This is a genomic window from Phaeobacter sp. JH20_26 (genome assembly GCF_048056275.1).
GTDB lineage: Bacteria > Pseudomonadota > Alphaproteobacteria > Rhodobacterales > Rhodobacteraceae > Phaeobacter > Phaeobacter bryozoorum.
Genome location: NZ_JAYMWL010000026.1, coordinates 154,693 through 171,628, shown reverse-complemented (window position 1 = coordinate 171,628; position 16,936 = coordinate 154,693). Strand labels below are relative to the sequence as shown.

16 protein-coding genes are annotated in these 16,936 nt (G+C 61.2%); 9 read left to right on the top strand and 7 right to left on the bottom strand.

The genetic code is table 11. The features are described 5' to 3' along the window. Window positions 1-4: 4 nt before the first annotated feature. The 4 genes from lspA to VWY60_RS19670 all read right to left on the bottom strand — a co-directional run bounded on the left by lspA (window position 5) and on the right by VWY60_RS19670 (window position 5,302). Complete coding sequence (lspA, locus tag VWY60_RS19685) at window positions 5-487, bottom strand: signal peptidase II (protein ID WP_340546889.1); 483 nt, start codon at window positions 485-487, stop codon at window positions 5-7. 71 nt (window positions 488-558) lie between these two features. Beyond that, on the bottom strand, window positions 559-2,148 hold the full coding sequence (gene purH / locus VWY60_RS19680; protein WP_416537640.1) for a bifunctional phosphoribosylaminoimidazolecarboxamide formyltransferase/IMP cyclohydrolase: 1,590 nt from the start codon (window positions 2,146-2,148) through the stop codon (window positions 559-561). 22 nt (window positions 2,149-2,170) lie between these two features. Beyond that, window positions 2,171-3,913 (bottom strand): heparinase II/III family protein, encoded by a 1,743-nt coding sequence (locus VWY60_RS19675; protein ID WP_416541514.1) that lies wholly within the window; start codon window positions 3,911-3,913, stop codon window positions 2,171-2,173. A 126-nt stretch (window positions 3,914-4,039) separates the two neighbouring features. Continuing rightward, window positions 4,040-5,302, bottom strand: coding sequence for an RsmB/NOP family class I SAM-dependent RNA methyltransferase (locus VWY60_RS19670; protein WP_416541513.1), 1,263 nt, complete (start codon window positions 5,300-5,302; stop codon window positions 4,040-4,042). A gap of 91 nt (window positions 5,303-5,393) precedes the next feature. Here VWY60_RS19670 and VWY60_RS19665 point away from each other — a divergent pair, with 91 nt between their 5' ends. Then, on the top strand, window positions 5,394-5,600 hold the full coding sequence (locus VWY60_RS19665; protein ID WP_340546893.1) for a DUF1674 domain-containing protein: 207 nt from the start codon (window positions 5,394-5,396) through the stop codon (window positions 5,598-5,600). A 60-nt stretch (window positions 5,601-5,660) separates the two neighbouring features. Here the strand turns inward: VWY60_RS19665 and dapB are convergent, their stop codons facing one another. Beyond that, a complete protein-coding gene (gene dapB, locus VWY60_RS19660; protein WP_340546894.1) occupies window positions 5,661-6,482 on the bottom strand; it encodes a 4-hydroxy-tetrahydrodipicolinate reductase in 822 nt (273 codons plus the stop codon). 113 nt (window positions 6,483-6,595) lie between these two features. Here dapB and rbfA point away from each other — a divergent pair, with 113 nt between their 5' ends. The 6 genes from rbfA to rpsO all read left to right on the top strand — a co-directional run bounded on the left by rbfA (window position 6,596) and on the right by rpsO (window position 10,976). Then, a complete protein-coding gene (gene rbfA / locus VWY60_RS19655) occupies window positions 6,596-6,991 on the top strand; it encodes a 30S ribosome-binding factor RbfA (protein ID WP_340546895.1) in 396 nt (131 codons plus the stop codon). An 11-nt stretch (window positions 6,992-7,002) separates the two neighbouring features. Then, window positions 7,003-7,746 carry a phosphodiester glycosidase family protein gene (locus tag VWY60_RS19650; RefSeq protein WP_416534507.1) on the top strand — a complete coding sequence of 248 codons (744 nt, stop codon included), beginning with the start codon at window positions 7,003-7,005 and terminating at the stop codon, window positions 7,744-7,746. Window positions 7,747-7,875: 129 nt separating this feature from the next. After that, window positions 7,876-8,781, top strand: a complete 906-nt coding sequence (gene truB, locus VWY60_RS19645) for a tRNA pseudouridine(55) synthase TruB (RefSeq protein WP_416537645.1) — start codon at window positions 7,876-7,878, stop codon at window positions 8,779-8,781. Window positions 8,782-8,824: 43 nt separating this feature from the next. Next, a complete protein-coding gene (locus VWY60_RS19640; protein ID WP_416541534.1) occupies window positions 8,825-9,343 on the top strand; it encodes a DUF1643 domain-containing protein in 519 nt (172 codons plus the stop codon). Between the two features lie 109 nt (window positions 9,344-9,452). Next, window positions 9,453-10,493, top strand: a complete 1,041-nt coding sequence (locus VWY60_RS19635) for a calcium-binding protein (RefSeq protein WP_340546898.1) — start codon at window positions 9,453-9,455, stop codon at window positions 10,491-10,493. A gap of 213 nt (window positions 10,494-10,706) precedes the next feature. Then, the gene (gene rpsO / locus VWY60_RS19630) at window positions 10,707-10,976 is read left to right on the top strand and encodes a 30S ribosomal protein S15 (protein WP_340546899.1); all 270 of its coding nucleotides are present in this window, start codon (window positions 10,707-10,709) and stop codon (window positions 10,974-10,976) included. A gap of 98 nt (window positions 10,977-11,074) precedes the next feature. Here rpsO and VWY60_RS19625 read toward each other — a convergent pair whose 3' ends face one another. After that, entirely contained in the window at window positions 11,075-12,691 is a 1,617-nt protein-coding gene (locus VWY60_RS19625) for a class I SAM-dependent methyltransferase (RefSeq protein WP_416541512.1), read from the bottom strand. Window positions 12,692-13,044: 353 nt separating this feature from the next. Here VWY60_RS19625 and pnp point away from each other — a divergent pair, with 353 nt between their 5' ends. Together pnp and VWY60_RS19615 are read left to right on the top strand one after the other, a co-directional pair. Continuing rightward, entirely contained in the window at window positions 13,045-15,183 is a 2,139-nt protein-coding gene (pnp, locus tag VWY60_RS19620) for a polyribonucleotide nucleotidyltransferase (protein ID WP_340546901.1), read from the top strand. Window positions 15,184-15,305: 122 nt separating this feature from the next. Continuing rightward, entirely contained in the window at window positions 15,306-16,022 is a 717-nt protein-coding gene (locus tag VWY60_RS19615) for a glycosyltransferase family 25 protein (RefSeq protein ID WP_416541511.1), read from the top strand. An 89-nt stretch (window positions 16,023-16,111) separates the two neighbouring features. On the opposite strand, the gene VWY60_RS19610 is transcribed toward VWY60_RS19615, so the two are convergent. Further along, window positions 16,112-16,762, bottom strand: a complete 651-nt coding sequence (locus tag VWY60_RS19610; RefSeq protein ID WP_340546903.1) for a peroxiredoxin — start codon at window positions 16,760-16,762, stop codon at window positions 16,112-16,114. Window positions 16,763-16,936: the final 174 nt, after the last annotated feature.

Below are 16,936 nucleotides of genomic sequence, written 5' to 3'. Positions count from 1 at the left end.
GAGGTCACGCAGGGTTTTTCTGCCGCCCGTCAAATAGGATCAAGCCGGCCGCTCCCGCAAAGATAAAGATGTCCGCCACATTGAAGACAAAGGGATTGTCGATGCCGCAGCAGGACATATTGAGGAAATCGAGCACATAGCCATAGAGCAGCCGGTCGACGACATTGCCCAGCGCGCCGCCGATGACCAGCCCGGCGGACAGTTGCATGACGCGGGCATTGGCAGGCAGGCGCGAGATCCAGATCACCAGCACCAGGCAGATCACCAGAGACAGCCCGATCAGGATCCAGCGTGTGGTGTCAGTGCCGCCGCCGAACAGGCCGAAGTTGATGCCCGTATTTTCACCATAGCGGAACCGCAGCAGCGGCGGCAGCACGTCAATGCCGCCGCGATTGGCCACATCCATGACCCGAACCACCAGATATTTACTGATCTGATCCGCAAGCAACGCCAATACCGCTGCCCAGATCATCACTTTGGCTCGCATAGCGCGGCTCCTCTTGACGGGGTTTCGGATGGCCGACCGGACCAAACTGGTCCGATCGGCGTCAACGGTGTCTAGTGGCGGAAATGGCGCATGCCGGTGAAGACCATCGCCAGACCGGCGTCATTGGCGGCCTTGATCACCTCGTCATCTCGCATGGAACCACCGGGCTGGATAACGCAGGTTGCGCCATTCGCTGCCGCTTCCAACAGGCCGTCGGCAAAGGGGAAGAACGCATCAGACGCCACCGCTGATCCCTTGGCGAGGCTTTCGGGCAATTCCAGCGCGTCAGCCATGCGCTGCGCCTTGACGCCTGCGATGGTGGCACTGTCCAGACGGCTCATCTGACCTGCACCAACACCAACAGTCTGGCCGGATTTGACATAGACGATGGCGTTGGATTTCACATGTTTCGCCACCTTCCAGGCAAAGAGCAGATCCTGCATCTGTTCTTCAGTCGGGGCCTTTTCAGTGACCACCTTCAGGTCGTCCATGGCGCGGTGGCCGACGTCCTTGTCCTGCACCAGCATACCGCCGGAGACCTGACGGGTGGTCAGACCTGTATCCTGCGGGTTGGGCAGACCATCGGTCAGCAGCAGACGCAAGTTTTTCTTGGCGGCGAAAATCGCCTTTGCCTCTTCCGAGGCACCGGGGGCGATGACGACTTCGGTGAAGATCTGGACGATCTCTTGAGCGGTTTCGCCGTCCAGCGGCTGGTTCAGCGCGACAATACCGCCAAAGGCCGAGGTCCGGTCACAGTCGAAGGCTTTCTGATAGGCCTCTTTCAGTGTTGCGCCACGGGCCACTCCACAGGGGTTGGCGTGTTTGATGATAGCCACGGCGGGGCCATCAGCGGGGGCAAACTCGCTGACCAGCTCAAAGGCGGCATCGGTGTCATTGATGTTGTTATAGGACAGTTCCTTGCCCTGCACCTGCTGTGCGGTGGCGACACCTGCGCGGGCGGAGCCATCCAGGTAAAACGCCGCCTGCTGATGAGGGTTCTCACCATAGCGCAGGGTCTGGGCCAGTTGCCCTGCAACGGCGCGGCGGCGCGGCGCCTCAAGCTTCAGCGCGCCGGCCATCCAGTTCGACACCGCCGCATCATATGCGGCTGTGCGAGCATAGGCGTTCTGCGCCAACCACTGACGGAAGCCATAGGAGGTCTGGCCGTCGTTTTTGTCCAGCTCTGCCAGCAGCGGTTCGTAGTCCTCGACATCCACCACAACATTCACGAACAGGTGGTTCTTGGAGGCGGCGCGGATCATTGCCGGACCGCCGATGTCGATGTTCTCGATGCAGCTGTCGTAGTCGCCGCCCTTGGCCACGGTTTCCTCAAATGGATAGAGGTTCACCACCAGAAGGTCGATGGCACCGATGCCATGTTCCTCCATCGCAGCCACATGCGTGTCGTTGTCCCGCAGCGCCAGCAGACCGCCATGCACCATCGGGTGCAGCGTCTTCACCCGACCATCCATCATCTCAGGAAAACCGGTGATCTCGGACACGTCTTTCACGGTCAGGCCTGCCTCGCGCAGCGCCTTGGCCGTCCCGCCGGTTGAGAGCAGCTCAACGCCGCGTGCCGCCAGGGCCTTACCCAGGTCGATCAACCCGGTCTTGTCGGATACGGAAAGCAGCGCACGGCGTACGGGGTGAAGGTCGGTCATGGCAGGGCGGTCCTTTTCAGGCTCAGTCGGTTAACGCGGGGTCGTCCCGGTTCAGGTCTCGCACGGCAACGGCAGTCTCCTGCGCCTTACTGAGCGTCCACCGGATGCGCGTGGCATAATTCATTGCCCGCCCGGAGAGAACGATCTGTTTTGCCGCACGCGGCTTCAAGCGGGTTTTTTCCAGGTACACGCTGGGCTCCAGCTTCAATTCGCAGGTCCCATCATGACGGAACACCCAGATCTCCCCGCTCTTGAGCGCCATGGATACTGCTGCGCCCCCCAAGTCAAGGGCTGCGTCCACGTCGGGGTGCAGATGCAGGCGGATCTCAAAGCCGATGCCGCTCAGGGAATGGGCATCCATCGCCTTGTCAAAGCGTCTTTTGTTCGTCGTGTCCAGCGCCAGCAACATGTCCTCGCCCGCAAGGCCACGGCCATCCATGGCGAGCTCCAACGTGCGCGCGTGGGTCAGGCCGAAATGACGCTCATATCCGTTGTGCCCACCCTGGAACCGATAGCCATCTTCCAGATCCGATACATCAAGCGGCACGTTATCCGGGGCTTCTGTCATCAGCTCATGTCCACTCCCCCGTTCCGGAGTGGAGAGACGGGCGCTTGAGTGGCCCTCGATGCACAGCGTCGAATGCGACGGCGTGGCGCGCCCGGCACGGCGCCATTCTACGCCAAAGGTTTCGCCAGAGCCGCAGTTCACGATCAGCGGGCGGCGGCCTGAGGTCAGTTCGAATGCCAGCGTGGAGGCATGACCGTTCCATGAGGCGCGCCCCTTGGGCGGCACAGAGGCGTCAATGATGACAGAGGTGCGCCGCCCGGAGAGCCGGGCATAGCCCATTGCAAGCCCGTCGGCATGGCGCTTGGTGACATGGCTCGCTGCCAGCGCATGATCGAGCCGTCCCTCAAGCCCGCGCCCGCCGCCGTGAAAGCGCGCCAGTCCGCCATCGGCGTGGCGCAAAGTACGCAGGGTCGGTGCAATCCGTTCAATTGCTGCGACCTGTGCTGGTGGAACCCCGCGTCCGACATCCTGCAGCGCCGCGGCAGCCCAGGTGAGCAGGGTGAAGACTTCCAGCAGTTCCTCCGGGTTACGGGTCGGCAGCCCGCCCTGATCGTCGATCTGGCTGGCGCATTCCTCGGCGAGGGCTTTCAGGGCCGGATCGACCTGATCTTCGTGCCCCTTGAGTGCCAGACCGGCATAGATCAGCCCGGTCAACGCTTCAAAACGTGGCAATCCGGGTGAGGCCCCCTGCCAGCGCCGCGACAGGAACCACGTCTGGCGGGACAGGGCGCCAAAGAATGCCTCGGATTGCTTTGCATCACGCGCAGCCAGCAGAAACAGTGCATGATTGATCCAGCGGATCACGCGGCGGCCGGTCAGATCCGGCGACCAGCCCGGTCCGGTGCCATTGCCGTGAGCCTCGATCCAGCCCCAGACCCAGAGCTGCGCTTTTTCGCGGGCGCGAAAATCACCGACAGCGGCCAGATCATCCAGCCAGGCAAACCCGTGGCGTTCCGCATCAAAGGCGAGGTCAGGTGCCACAACATCCCAAAGACCGGTCGTGGGCGATTCGACGAGATAGCCTGCAAACAGAAGATTGCCCGCCACCAGCTGACGCCCACGGGCAAAACTGCCAATGGTGCGCGGCTCAGGCTGCGACACAAAGGCCGTGGCACCGGGCTGCCGACGGGCGCGCCTTGCGTAATAGCGGTTCAAAAGGCGGGTGCCGCGCCGCGCCATTCTATCGTATCGGGACATGCTCTCTTGCCTCACGCCAGAGAAATTTTCCGGGGCGTTTTGCGCCGAGCATAGCGGCGGTTACCGGGCAAGTCACCGATAATGCGGCAGATGCCTCAGGGCAGTATCGGCAAGGGGTTGCCGGTCTCAGTCGGCCTTGCGCAGCTCCGCCATGTAAAACCCATCCATGCCGCCCAACTCGGGCCAGTAATCCGGGCGCAAGCGCAAGCCGCCTTCTTCGGTGATCCAGTCAGCGACGATCCCGTCCAGCTGTTGCAGTCGAGTGCCAACCGACATGTCGGGAAACATTTCCAAGGCATCCTCTACCTGGCATTCGCCCTCATCCGGCAGGAGCGAACAGGTGCAATAGATCAACCGTCCACCGGGTTTCACGAGGCTCCAGGCATGGGCAAGCATCTGTGCCTGCAACTCAATCAGCGCGCCAAAGCCGCTGCCGTCCTTGGCATGGGGCAGATCGGGATGGCGGCGGATCGTACCGGTGGCCGAACAAGGTGCATCCAGCAATACCGCATCATATGCACCGGTCTGCTCCAAGGCATCGCCGACAACCACCGTAGCGGTCAGCCCGGTCCGGGCGAGATTTTCCGAAAGCCGTGCCATGCGGCCTGCGGATTGGTCGACGGCGGTCACCGTGGCGCCAGCCGCGGCTATCTGCATGGTCTTGCCACCCGGCGCCGCGCAGAGATCAAGCACCGATTCGCCGGGCTGGGCGGCCAGCAGCTGCGCCGGCAACGCTGCGGCGGCATCCTGAACCCACCAGTCGCCCCCCTCGAACCCTGGCAGACCAGAAACCTGCACGGACCCGTGGATGCGATAGGATCCTGTCGGCAGCCTCGTGGCGTCCAGCGCAGACAGGTCGGCGTCCGGTTTAGCGGTCAGATCCAGCGGCGCGCCCGCCAGATGCGCAGCCTCGATCGCAAGCATCGCGGGAGCACCCCAGGCCTGCGACAGCGGGCTGCGCAGCCATTTCGGCAGGCGTGGCACCCGCAGCTTGGCCCATTCGGCCGGCCCCTGCTCTGCCACCTTGCGCAAGACCGCGTTGACCAGCCCCTTCAGTTTTCCGTGGCGACGATGGCCAGAAATGATCCCCACCATATCATTCACCACCCCATGCGCCGCGCCGCCCTGACATAATTCAACCGTGCCAATGCGCAGCGCGTTATGCACGGTGAGCGGTGTCGATTTTTTCAAGTGTTTCTGCAGGATGCGGTCGGCACGTTCGAGATTGCGCAACGTATCTGTTGCCAGGCGCTGGCTGCGCGCGCGTTCCTCTGTCGGCAGTTTATCCAGCGCACCCGCTGCATAGCATTCCGACAACAGCCTGCCCTCTCCCAGCACCTGATCCAGCAGGTGAATGGCACGGCGGCGGGCTTGGCTTGCATTGGACATGCGGGTCTCCTGACAATAGGGGCAGCGGCGCGATGGGTTGTCGACGCCGGACGCGGGCGTATATCATAGAACGACAACAAGGGAAGCCGGCATGAGTGACGCTAATAAATCCAAGACCCAAGTAGCAGCCCAGCCGCTGCCCCCCGCCGCGCAGCGCGCGCTGGCAGAGGCTGCGGAGCGGCGCAAAGCTGCTGAGGCCGAAGCCGCCAAGCGCCCGGTTGAACTTGGCGGTCGGGACGGCCCCGATCCCGCGCGCTACGGCGACTGGGAAAAGAAGGGCATCGCCATCGATTTCTGACGCCTGACAGACCGAGGCTAGGCCTGTTTATAGGGTTATCCGCCCTGACGGCGCTGAAGCTCAGAGACCCAGAACGTCGAGCATGTCATATTGGCCCGGCTGCTTGTCCTGCCCCCAAAGCGCAGCTTTGATGGCGCCGCGGGCAAAGATCGCGCGATCGGTTGCCAGATGGCGCAGAACAATGCGCTCTCCCTGACCGGCAAACAGCACGTCGTGTTCGCCAACGATATCGCCGCCCCGAATGGCGCTGAAGCCGATGTCGCCGCGCTTGCGCGCGCCGGTGATGCCGTCGCGCCCGCTGTCGGTCACATCCGCCAGCGTCACACCGCGCCCCTCGGCGGCGGCCTCCCCCAGCATAAGGGCCGTACCCGATGGCGCGTCGACCTTATGGTGATGGTGGGCTTCGATCACTTCGATATCGAAATCCTCGTCGAGCGCGGCTGCGACTTTCTTGGTGAGCTGTACCAGCAGGTTTACACCGAGGCTCATATTGCCGGCGCGCATCTGCACCGAGTGACGCGAGGCCGGTTCCAACTGCGCAATCTGCGCATCGCTCATCCCGGTGGTGCCAATGACATGGACCGCTCGGGCCTGCGCCGCCAGTTCGGCAAAGGCAATCGTCGCCTCGGGGCTGGTGAAATCAATCACCGCCTGCGCCCTGGCAAAAGCTGCGAGCGCATCATCCGTCACCGTGACGCCGATCTCGGCCCCGCCCATGGCAAGGCCCACGTCCTGGCCGATCCAGTCATGCCCCTCACGCTCAACCGCGCCAACGAGACGCGCGCCAGGGTGCTCCATGATGGTGCGGATCAGCATCTGGCCCATCCGACCAGAGGCACCGGTGATCACGATGCCGGGTGTATCCGTGCTGCTATCTGCCATGTCAGGGGTCCTCGTCTGTGCGCTGGATCGCGGATGATCTGTTTCGTGCAGGTTTTGTCCTAACCGCTTGTGCTGCGCTTGGCAAAGCCCTGCTTTCGGCATAAATCGGATATATGGCTAAGAACAAACTCCACGAGGGCACCGGGCCCTCACAACGTCAGCTCCGCGTCGGCGAATTGATTCGCCGCGCCCTGTCCGAGATTTTTGCGCGCGGCGACCTGCATGATCCCGAACTGAACCGGCTGTCGATCACCGTCGGCGAGGTCCGCACCTCACCCGATCTTCGTATTGCGACCGCCTATGTGCTGCCACTGGGCGGCAAGGGGCAGGAGGAAACGCTCAAGCTAATGGCCCGCAACAAGGGTGAACTGCGCCGGATCATCGGCAAGAAGCTGGCGCTGAAGTTCACGCCGGAACTGCGGTTTCAGCTGGACGACACCTTTGACCGGATGGATGACACCCGCAGGATGCTGTCGCAGGACGCGGTGCGCCGCGACACGGGCGAGTGATTCGCTGGGCGATGGGTGTGGCGCTGGCCTTTTTGGCAGCGCCTGCTGCGGCAGTGGACTGCCGCGACATCGCCTATGAGGGCAACCGCTACACGATCTGCGACGTCGATGTGACGAAAGACGAACTACGCCTGTTTCTGAAGAATGATGCAGGCGAGATCTACGGGCATTTCTCAACAATCGAAAGCGAGCTGGAGGCCAAGGGGCAGACGCTGCCCTTTGCCACCAATGCAGGCATGTACCACCGCGATCGCTCGCCGGTTGGATTGTATCAGGACGGCGATGCCGAAGAGATGCGGCTGGTCACCACGCCCGGCCCCGGAAATTTTGGCCTGCTGCCAAATGGCGTGCTGTGCATCGGCGAAACCCGCACGGATGTGATCGAAACGCTGACCTTTGCCAAAACCGGCCCGCAATGCCGCTATGCCACGCAATCGGGCCCGATGCTGGTGATTGAAGGCGCGCTGCATCCGCGGTTTCTACCGGACTCGACCTCATATTTCATTCGCAATGGGGTCGGGACCAGTGCCGACGGGCAGCGGGTGGTTTTTGCGATTTCGCGTAACGCTGTCACCTTTCACCAGTTCGGCAGCCTGTTCCGAGACCACCTGGGCCTGCCGAGCGCGCTGTATTTCGACGGCAATATTTCACGGCTGCACGCGCCCCAGATCAACCGGAGTGATGCCGGCTTCATGATGGGGCCGGTGGTTGGCGTCGTGGCCGACAGGACGCAGCCGGACGCGACCACGAACTGAGACCGTACAGGGCGCCGACGCAAACCGGGCCCCACGCGGGTGGATTTCGGAGCTACGCGCGATTGACAGGCCCTGACAGCTGGGCTACCCCGCGCGCCTCTCTCACCGACGATGACATTGGGGTATGACATGGGACGCAAACGCAAAGGGCGCGATATTTCCGGCTGGCTGGTGGTCGACAAGCCTGCGGGGCTGACGTCCACTGCGGTTGTGAACAAGGTCCGCTGGGCCTTTGACGCCAAGAAGGCGGGCCATGCCGGCACGCTCGATCCCGAGGCGACCGGCGTCCTGGCGGTGGCCCTAGGTGAAGCGACCAAGACCGTGCCCTATATCACCGACGCACTTAAGGCATATACCTTTACCGTGCGGCTTGGTCAGGCGACCAATACCGATGATGCCGAAGGCGAGGTAATCGCCAGCAGCGACACCCGCCCGAGCGACGAAGATATCATTGCGGCCCTGCCGCAATTCCTAGGTGATATCATGCAGGTGCCGCCGAAGTTCTCAGCCGTGAAGGTGGACGGCCAGCGCGCCTACAAACTCGCCCGCGACGGCGAGGATATCGAGCTCGCAGCTCGCCCGCTCTGGGTGGAGGAGCTGATCCTGGTGGACCGGCCGGATGCGGACCATGTCGTGCTTGAGATGACCTGTGGCAAGGGCGGCTATGTCCGGTCGATCGCGCGGGATCTGGGCGCGGCACTTGGATGTCATGGCCATGTGAAATGTCTGCGCCGTATCTGGTCCGGGCCGTTTGATGCCGAGGATGGCATCAGCCTAGAAACTCTGGATGAAATGGCCAAATCCCCGGATCTGGATGGGTTTCTGCGCCCGCTGGAGGAAGGTCTCGCGGATCTGCCGCAGCTGACCTGTACTCCCGAAGGCGCGGCGAAACTGCGCAATGGCAATCCCGGAATGGTGCTTGCCTCTGACGTGGAATACGGGGAAGAGGCTTGGGCCTCGCTGGATGGGCTTGCGGTCGCAGTTGGTCATTACAAATCCGGCGAGCTGCACCCCAGCCGTGTGTTCGTACGCTGAACCACGGTTGACACAGGCCCGGACGCTCGCCACCACAAGCCGCATGATCCACCGTAGCCACACCAAGGGCGATGCCCCCTCCAGCGCGGTCTATTCCGACTGTGAGCAATACCGCTATAGTCTCAGCCGTGTCTGGGACCCGGCTGGACCGCGTGTGATGTTTGTCATGCTCAACCCGTCAACCGCGACCGAAGTGCAGAATGACCCCACTATCGAACGCTGCGAGCGGCGGGCGCGCGCCCTTGGGTATGGCGGGTTCCGCGCAACCAATATCTTTGCCATTCGGGCCACCGATCCGCGTGACATGAAACGGGCGGCGGACCCGGTCGGTCCTGACAATCTGGCGATGATCCTGGACGGAGCAGGCTGGGCGGATCAGGTTATCTGCGCCTGGGGCACCCATGGCGCGTTTCGCCAGCAAGGGGTCAGGGTTGCTGGTGCTCTCGCCGAAACCGGTAAACCGCTGTTTCACCTGGGATTGAGCAAGGCCGGCCACCCAAAGCACCCGCTTTACATCCGCTATACCCAGCAGCCGGAACGCTGGCTGCCCTTGATCGGGTAAGGCCTCGCTAACCATCGCTTCTGAATTGCTTTGATGTTCAACCAATACGTGTGCGACTTTGATAATGCGGGTGTTCCGCGTGTTGTCATGAGGGGTCGCCGGAATGTTGATGCTGGCTGCAATTTTGGGAGTCGCCGCCGTCGGTGGTATCTTGTTGATTGACGAGGGCGGCGATGATCCAGACGCCTCTGAGACAGGGTCTGCAGACAATGACGGGGCGACCGATGACACAGCAACCGATATGGTTTCACTTGATGATTTCGTGAAGGCCGGCACAGAGGACAGCGACCAGCTCGGCGGCAGCGATCAGGATGACGACCTGCAGGGGCTGGGCGGCAACGATCAGCTGAACGGCCGCGATGGAGATGACACCGTCCAGGGCGGTGAGGGCGACGACAGCCTTTACGGTGGTGAGGGTGACGACACGCTTGAGGCGCATCACGGTGACGATCTGTTGCACGGAGAGGGCGGGGACGACAGTCTGAGCGGAGACAGCGGCAACGACACGCTGTTTGGCCATTTCGGTCATGACCAGCTCGATGGTGGTGATGGCGATGACGTGGCCCATGGCGGCCAGGGCAATGACACGCTGACCGGGGCGGACGGGCGAGACGCGCTACATGGCAACGATGGCGACGATCACCTGACTGGTGGCCTGGGCAAGGATACGCTGTTTGGTGGCACCGGCAATGATCGCCTGATCGGCAGCGACGATGGCATGACCACGGATTATCTCAACGGTGGCGACGGGGATGACACGATTTTGGCGGGCGCCGGTGATATCGTTTCGACGGGGGATGGGGCCGACCACCTCATTTTTGCAGCAGGTGAGTTCCACGCGAGCGCAGTCAGCGACGGTAACGAGGCTGATCCCACTGCCGCCATCGACATGTCGGATTTCAACGTCGATGAGGATCAACTGGTTGTGATCTGGGATCAATTCGGCCCAGAGGCGCCCACCGTGGAAGTCACCAGCAACCCGGATGCACCGGGTGAGCATATCGTGACCATCGACGGGATCGAGGCGCTGCGCGTCACCGGGCCAGAACAATTGTCGGCATCGGACATTCTGGTCGTCGATCAGGATGCCGCGCTCCGGTTTGGCGTATTGGCCACCAACAGCGCCAGCAGCGGGCTGACACTCGGCTGATCAGGTCCAGTTCATTTAGGCCCGACGCCCATCCCCGGCCCACACCCGACCGAAACCTTTTGCTATTTCCCGAGAATCTGCGTATACGCGCGACCTGTTCAATGGTTATGCCGCTTTCTGCGGAAGGCGGCCGAGCCTGAGACGCCTCCATGGGCCTGTGCTGGACGACATCCCGGCCTGCGCCATTCACACAAACCTTCAAAGGAGACCCCGATGTCGATCACTGCTGAAGAAAAAGCCCGCCTGATGAAAGAATTCGCAACCAAAGAAGGCGACACCGGTTCCCCGGAAGTCCAGGTTGCAATCCTGACCTCGCGCATCAACACCCTGACCGAGCACTTCAAAACCCACAAGAAGGACAACCACGGTCGTCGTGGCCTTCTGAAGATGGTTGCTCAGCGCCGTAAGCTGCTGGACTACACCAAAGGCAAAGACGTGGCCCGCTATCAGGACCTCATCAAACGCCTGGGCATCCGTCGCTAATAGCGACGACCAGACGGTTGAAATTCAACGCCCGCTCCTATCGGAAGCGGGCGTTTTTCGTGTTTGAGACGCAGGCCGATTATGCAATTGCCCGGTCACTAGGCCGCCGTGCTGCGTCCTGATAGCGCAGCCTTTGGCGCAACGGCGTCAGACAGTAACGGATCGGCGGCAATCAAGCTCACGCCAAGCCCGGTAAGAATGCCCAGTCGGCGCGCGGCAAAGGCATGAGCCCGGACGCGCAAGACCGCCAGGTTTTCCTCAGGCTGGGTCAGAACGCGCCCGTCCTGCTCCAACCGCTGCCCCTGCGGCCCAAGGATCTGCCACGCAAATTCGGCCCAGTCATTGGGCGCCGTTTGCCCTTCGCTTTGGGCCAGGAGGAACAGCTGTTCCATGCGATCCACCGCGACCCCCCCACCGGTGACAGGAGAGGCCAGGAAGCCCAGTCTTTCGCTGTCTTCAGCATTTTTGCACACTGCAAGGTTAAATGCTTGGCACTGCGCCGCGCGATCCGCATAGCCTTCTGAAGGCAGACAGGGAACGATATGACCCGCCCCCGTCAGGATCGTCAGCAGCCGCGTGATCTCGCCCCAGGTCATATCGGCAAACACGCCCTGCTCCAGCAGGGCCCGAACTGTTTTATGCCCCTCGGCCAAAGCTCTCAGGACAGGTTCATACTGACCGGCCTCAAGCGCAACATCCCCATTGCGCCAGCTGATCTTCAACGGGCCGGATCCATAGTGACGTGCGAGGGCAAAGCCAGTCTGAAACCATGCGCCAACGCTGCCGCGTTCCGTATGCGGCACATGCCCACGCGAAAAGATATCGGCCCGGAACTGTTCATTCAGCAGAACATCACGCAGCCCCTCGCGCCTGTTTGCATTGCTTTCCTCCGCCAGCAGCGCAAGTTGCGGACTGCTCAAGCAGATGTCATCGACATGATCCAGCGGGTTCGCAGCACCGAGAAACTCAAGTTTGGCCTGCGCCATATCCTCCGCCACATCGGCAAAGTGGAATGGCGTCCAGTCCTTGTTGAAAAACTCATGCGCCAGATAGTTTCGCGGCATGGTTTTCATTTCACTCAGCCGTCTCAACTGGCCGGGGTTTGAGACAAAAAATTCGGCTCCGACCTGTTTCAACCGCTCGGCAAAATTCAATGCGTCTTCTATACGTTGCTCCAACGGACCGCTGCCCTGCGCGGCGCGATCGGTCAGAATCCTGCGCAGCGGCATAGATGGCGCCCAGCCCGGCTGCGTGTTGTAACTGATATAGACCAACCCACCGGGTTTCAGACGACGGGAGATGAATCCGGTGATCCGTTGTTGGTTCTCTCGCGAAATCCAGCTGTAGACACCGTGAAGCGCAATGACGTCAAAGGTATTTGGCAGCTCCGCCTCTTCTTCAAAATCCTCAAAGGATCTTTCGTAGAAGTGGGCGTTTGCCAGTCCTGCTTCCGCGGCCAGGCGATTGGCACCGGCGATATGGGCCGGGTTGAAGTCCATCGCGTGGACATCGACATGCGGATTGGCTGCGGCCAGAAGATTGGCTGTGAAGCCCTGACCACAGCCCAGCTCACAATAGGTCAGTTCATCGCTGTCCAGCCCATGCCGATGTCCCCGAGACACGGCGCTGAAGGCAAGGCGGGAGGGCGTCATCTCGTGAAAAAAGTCGTGCGTATAGTCGAGTTCGGCGACATAGCCGGAAGTCCAATCGTTCATTCAGCACCTGTTCTAAGTGTTGGGGTCGACGTCGTCTTACCCTTCTGGATTGCGCAAATTTTCCATAAAAACGCTGAGGATCCGGTTAACGCAGGCCGCAATTCACCAACCACGCCCAGATAGCGGAGGATCGACACGAACGATGCCGACAAACGGGGCACAGGCTGCGACGACTCCTGGCGCTTGCTCTTTCAATCTGTGGAAAAATCCTGTAAGGGCGGCCTATCTGAGACGTGCTGCCAAGACCCCGGCAGTCGAAAGAAAGATAGAGAGGGGTCGGCGGCAATGGGGCCGCCACATCAAACGGGAGACCCGGGATACGCCCGGGAGTGCTCCCAGCTAGGATAAGCTGAATGTTTAACGTTACAAAGAAATCAATGCAGTGGGGCGAAGAGACGCTCACACTGGAGACCGGCAAGGTTGCCCGTCAGGCCGATGGCACAGTGATTGCCACCCTGGGCGAAACCTCGGTCATGGCAAACGTCACTTTTGCCCGCCAGCAGAAGCCGGGTCAGGACTTCTTCCCCCTGACGGTTCACTATCAGGAAAAATACTACGCTGCGGGCAAGGTCCCCGGCGGATTTTTCAAGCGTGAAGCACGCCCGACCGAAAAAGAAACCCTGACCGCGCGTCTGATCGACCGTCCGATCCGCCCGCTGTTCGTCCCCGGCTTCAAAAATGAAGTCCTGGTGATGTGCACCGTGCTGAGCCACGATCTGGTCAACGATCCCGACATGGTTGCGATGATCGCGGCCTCCGCAGCGCTGACCCTGTCCGGCGCACCCTTCATGGGTCCGATTGCGGCTGCGCGCGTTGGCTTTGAGGGCGGCGAGTACGTCCTGAACCCGACCGTTGACGACATGCAGGATCTGCGCCTGAACCCTGATCAGCGTCTGGACCTGGTTGTCGCCGGCACCAAAGACGCTGTGATGATGGTTGAATCCGAAGCCTACGAACTGACCGAAGCAGAGATGCTGGGTGCGGTGAAATTCGCCCACGAACAGATCCAGCCGGTGATCGACCTGATCATCTCCTTGGCGGAAGACGCGGCCAAAGAGCCGTTCGATTTCCAGCCTGCTGACTATTCGGAGCTGTTCGCCGCAGTGAAAGCTGCAGGCGAAGAGCAGATGCGCGCTGCATTTGCAATCACCGACAAGCAGGAGCGCACCGCCGCTGTTGCCGCCGCGCGTGAGGCGATCAAGGCATCGCTGACCGAAGAACAGCTGGAAGACGCCAACCTCGGCTCCGCCATGAAGAAGCTGGAAGCAGCCATTCTGCGCGGCGACGTCGTAAAAACCGGCAAGCGGATCGACGGTCGCTCGACCACCGATGTGCGCGCGATCGAATCGGAAACCGGCCTGCTGCCGCGGACCCATGGTTCGGCCCTGTTCACCCGTGGTGAAACCCAGGCCCTGGCCGTGACCACCCTCGGCACCGGCGACGATGAGCAGTTCATCGACGCGCTGCACGGCAACTTCAAATCCAACTTCCTGCTGCACTATAACTTCCCTCCCTATTCGGTGGGTGAAGTTGGTCGTGTCGGCTCGCCCGGTCGCCGCGAAATCGGCCACGGCAAACTGGCATGGCGCGCGCTGCAGGCTGTTCTGCCTGCTCCGACCGATTTCCCCTACACCATCCGCGTGGTGTCCGAGATCACCGAATCGAACGGCTCCTCCTCGATGGCGTCGGTCTGTGGTGGTTCGCTGTCCATGATGGACGCCGGCGTGCCGCTGAAGGCACCGGTTGCCGGTGTCGCGATGGGTCTGATCCTGGAAGACGACGGCTCCTACGCGATCCTGTCGGACATTCTGGGCGACGAAGACCACCTGGGCGACATGGATTTCAAGGTGGCCGGTACTGCGAACGGTATCACCTCGCTGCAGATGGACATCAAGGTTGCAGGCATCACGCCTGAGATCATGGAAAAAGCGCTGGATCAGGCCAAAGACGGCCGTCTGCACATCCTCGGCGAAATGGCCAAGGCACTGTCGGAAACCAACGCGTTCTCCGTCCATGCGCCCCGCATTGAGACCATGCAGATCCCGACCGACAAGATCCGTGAAGTGATCGGCTCCGGCGGTAAGGTCATCCGCGAAATCGTGGAAACCTCCGGCGCGAAAGTCGACATCAACGACGACGGCGTGATCAAGATCGCATCGGCCGACGGCACCGCGATCCAGAAGGCCTACGACATGATCCACTCGATCGTGGCAGAGCCGGAAGAAGGCGCCATCTACACCGGTAAGGTTGTGAAGATCGTCGACTTCGGCGCCTTCGTGAACTTCTTCGGCAAGCGTGACGGCCTGGTGCATGTGTCCCAGATCGAAAACCGCCGCCTGAACCACCCTTCGGACGTTCTGAAGGAAGGCCAGGAAGTGAAAGTAAAGCTGCTGGGCTTTGACGATCGCGGCAAGGTCCGCCTGTCCATGAAAATCGTGGATCAGGAAACCGGCGAAGAAATCAAAGCCGAGAAGAAAGAAGACGCAGAGTAATCTGCCTTCCCTTTCCAAGCACCCGGAACCCTGCCAGAGATGGCGGGGTTTCTTTGTTTCAGTGGCAGCTGGTTCCTGCTCGCCTCTTTTCACCACCGGTCAAGATCGCTACCTCTGGGAGCATGAGATCCTACATCATTCATATGGCCGACGATCATAAACGCGCGCCCAATGTGGCGCGTCTGATGGCGCAGCTGCCGCAGCCGGAAGTGGTTGAGGCGGTCAACGGCCGGGCGGCGCTTCAGGCGGGGCTTGTGCCTCTCTGCGATGGGGATCTGCACCGGCCACATTACCCCTTCGCGCTCCGGGCAGGCGAAGTCGGATGTTTTCTATCCCATCGCAAGTGCTGGCAGAAAATCGCGGAAGGCATGGATGATTTCGGACTGATCGTTGAGGACGATCTGGCGTTTGAGCCCAACCTCTGGCGCGACGCGATGGCGCTTGTCGGCAACCATGCCGACAAGGATCACTTCATCCGCCTGCCTGCCAAACAGCGCGAGTCAGCGCGGCAGGTCGTTGCGCAAACAGGCGCGGCGCGCATGTTTCTGCCAAGGCGCATCGGACTGCAAACCGTGGCACAGGTGGTGGGCAAGACCGCCGCCGCCCGATTGCTGGAAGCAAGCGAGACGCTGGACCGGCCGGTTGACACCTTCCTTCAGATGCACTGGGTTCACCGCCAGCCAGTACATACCATATGGCCAAACGGCGCATCTGAGCTGACCGAGGCCCTGGGCGGATCAACCATCCAATCCCGTCCAGCAGGTGGCAAGCTTGCGCGGGAGCTGAAACGCGCGCTCTACCGGACACAGGTCGCCTTGCGATCGCAAAAGCCCGGTTAGGCCCGCAATAGAAAAGGGGCCAGACGGCCCCTGTTCATGACGACATGTCAGCAGGGCCGCTTACGTGCCCCGCTACGCCTTCCTACAGATCACTCTGGCGCTTTGGTCTTGCGCAGATAGGGGAAGATCGTTTCGAACTCGCCAAATTTAGCCTTCGCATCCTCGTTCGAGACGCTGGGGGGGATGATGACATCTTCGCCCGGAACCCAGTTTGCCGGAGTTGCTACACCTTTGCCGGACATCTGAAGGCCATCCAGCGCGCGCAGAATCTCCGCAAAATTGCGCCCGACGGTCATCGGGTAGGTCATCGACAGCTTCAGCTGCTTGTCAGGTCCGATGATGAAGACCGATCGCACCGTGGCGCTATCTGCGGGTGTGCGGCCATCAGGCAGATAGGCCTCTGCCGGCAGCATATCGAAGGCCTTGGAGACAGCCAGACCTTCATCCGCGATGATCGGAAAGCCTGCCGCAGCTTTGCCGTAGCTTTCGATGTCGCCTTTCCATTTCTTGTGGTCTTCGACACCATCTACGGACACACCGATCACCTTCGTGTTGCGTGCAGCCCATTCATCAGCCAGCTGCGCCACGGCAGAAAACTCTGTGGTGCAAACCGGTGTAAAATCCTTGGGGTGGGAAAACAGGATCGCCCAGCTGTCGCCGATCCAGTCATGAAACGAGACGGTGCCCTGATCGGTTTCTGCGGTGAAATCCGGAACCACATCATTGATACGTAAACCCATGGGTCTCTCCTGTGCTGTCAAATGAATGCTATCTGGTGAGTAACCTAACCACTCGGCGCGCAGGTTAAACCCTTGATGGGCGACAGGCAGACGAAAAGATCGCCCCACGCGTCAATCTGCCCCCATCGGAACATCTGCACGGATTGGTGCCGGGCATCATACCGCCGTTCCATA

What these genes read in the sequence shown, in the direction of transcription:
- lspA (WP_340546889.1), bottom strand. Translation starts at nt 487, where the DNA reads ATGCGAGCCAAAGTGATGATCTGGGCAGCGGTATTGGCGTTGCTTGCG.
- purH (WP_416537640.1), bottom strand. Translation starts at nt 2,148, where the DNA reads ATGACCGACCTTCACCCCGTACGCCGTGCGCTGCTTTCCGTATCCGAC.
- VWY60_RS19675 (WP_416541514.1), bottom strand. Translation starts at nt 3,913, where the DNA reads ATGTCCCGATACGATAGAATGGCGCGGCGCGGCACCCGCCTTTTGAAC.
- VWY60_RS19670 (WP_416541513.1), bottom strand. Translation starts at nt 5,302, where the DNA reads ATGTCCAATGCAAGCCAAGCCCGCCGCCGTGCCATTCACCTGCTGGAT.
- VWY60_RS19665 (WP_340546893.1), top strand. Translation starts at nt 5,394, where the DNA reads ATGAGTGACGCTAATAAATCCAAGACCCAAGTAGCAGCCCAGCCGCTG.
- dapB (WP_340546894.1), bottom strand. Translation starts at nt 6,482, where the DNA reads ATGGCAGATAGCAGCACGGATACACCCGGCATCGTGATCACCGGTGCC.
- rbfA (WP_340546895.1), top strand. Translation starts at nt 6,596, where the DNA reads ATGGCTAAGAACAAACTCCACGAGGGCACCGGGCCCTCACAACGTCAG.
- VWY60_RS19650 (WP_416534507.1), top strand. Translation starts at nt 7,003, where the DNA reads ATGGGTGTGGCGCTGGCCTTTTTGGCAGCGCCTGCTGCGGCAGTGGAC.
- truB (WP_416537645.1), top strand. Translation starts at nt 7,876, where the DNA reads ATGGGACGCAAACGCAAAGGGCGCGATATTTCCGGCTGGCTGGTGGTC.
- VWY60_RS19640 (WP_416541534.1), top strand. Translation starts at nt 8,825, where the DNA reads ATGATCCACCGTAGCCACACCAAGGGCGATGCCCCCTCCAGCGCGGTC.
- VWY60_RS19635 (WP_340546898.1), top strand. Translation starts at nt 9,453, where the DNA reads ATGCTGGCTGCAATTTTGGGAGTCGCCGCCGTCGGTGGTATCTTGTTG.
- rpsO (WP_340546899.1), top strand. Translation starts at nt 10,707, where the DNA reads ATGTCGATCACTGCTGAAGAAAAAGCCCGCCTGATGAAAGAATTCGCA.
- VWY60_RS19625 (WP_416541512.1), bottom strand. Translation starts at nt 12,691, where the DNA reads ATGAACGATTGGACTTCCGGCTATGTCGCCGAACTCGACTATACGCAC.
- pnp (WP_340546901.1), top strand. Translation starts at nt 13,045, where the DNA reads ATGTTTAACGTTACAAAGAAATCAATGCAGTGGGGCGAAGAGACGCTC.
- VWY60_RS19615 (WP_416541511.1), top strand. Translation starts at nt 15,306, where the DNA reads ATGAGATCCTACATCATTCATATGGCCGACGATCATAAACGCGCGCCC.
- VWY60_RS19610 (WP_340546903.1), bottom strand. Translation starts at nt 16,762, where the DNA reads ATGGGTTTACGTATCAATGATGTGGTTCCGGATTTCACCGCAGAAACC.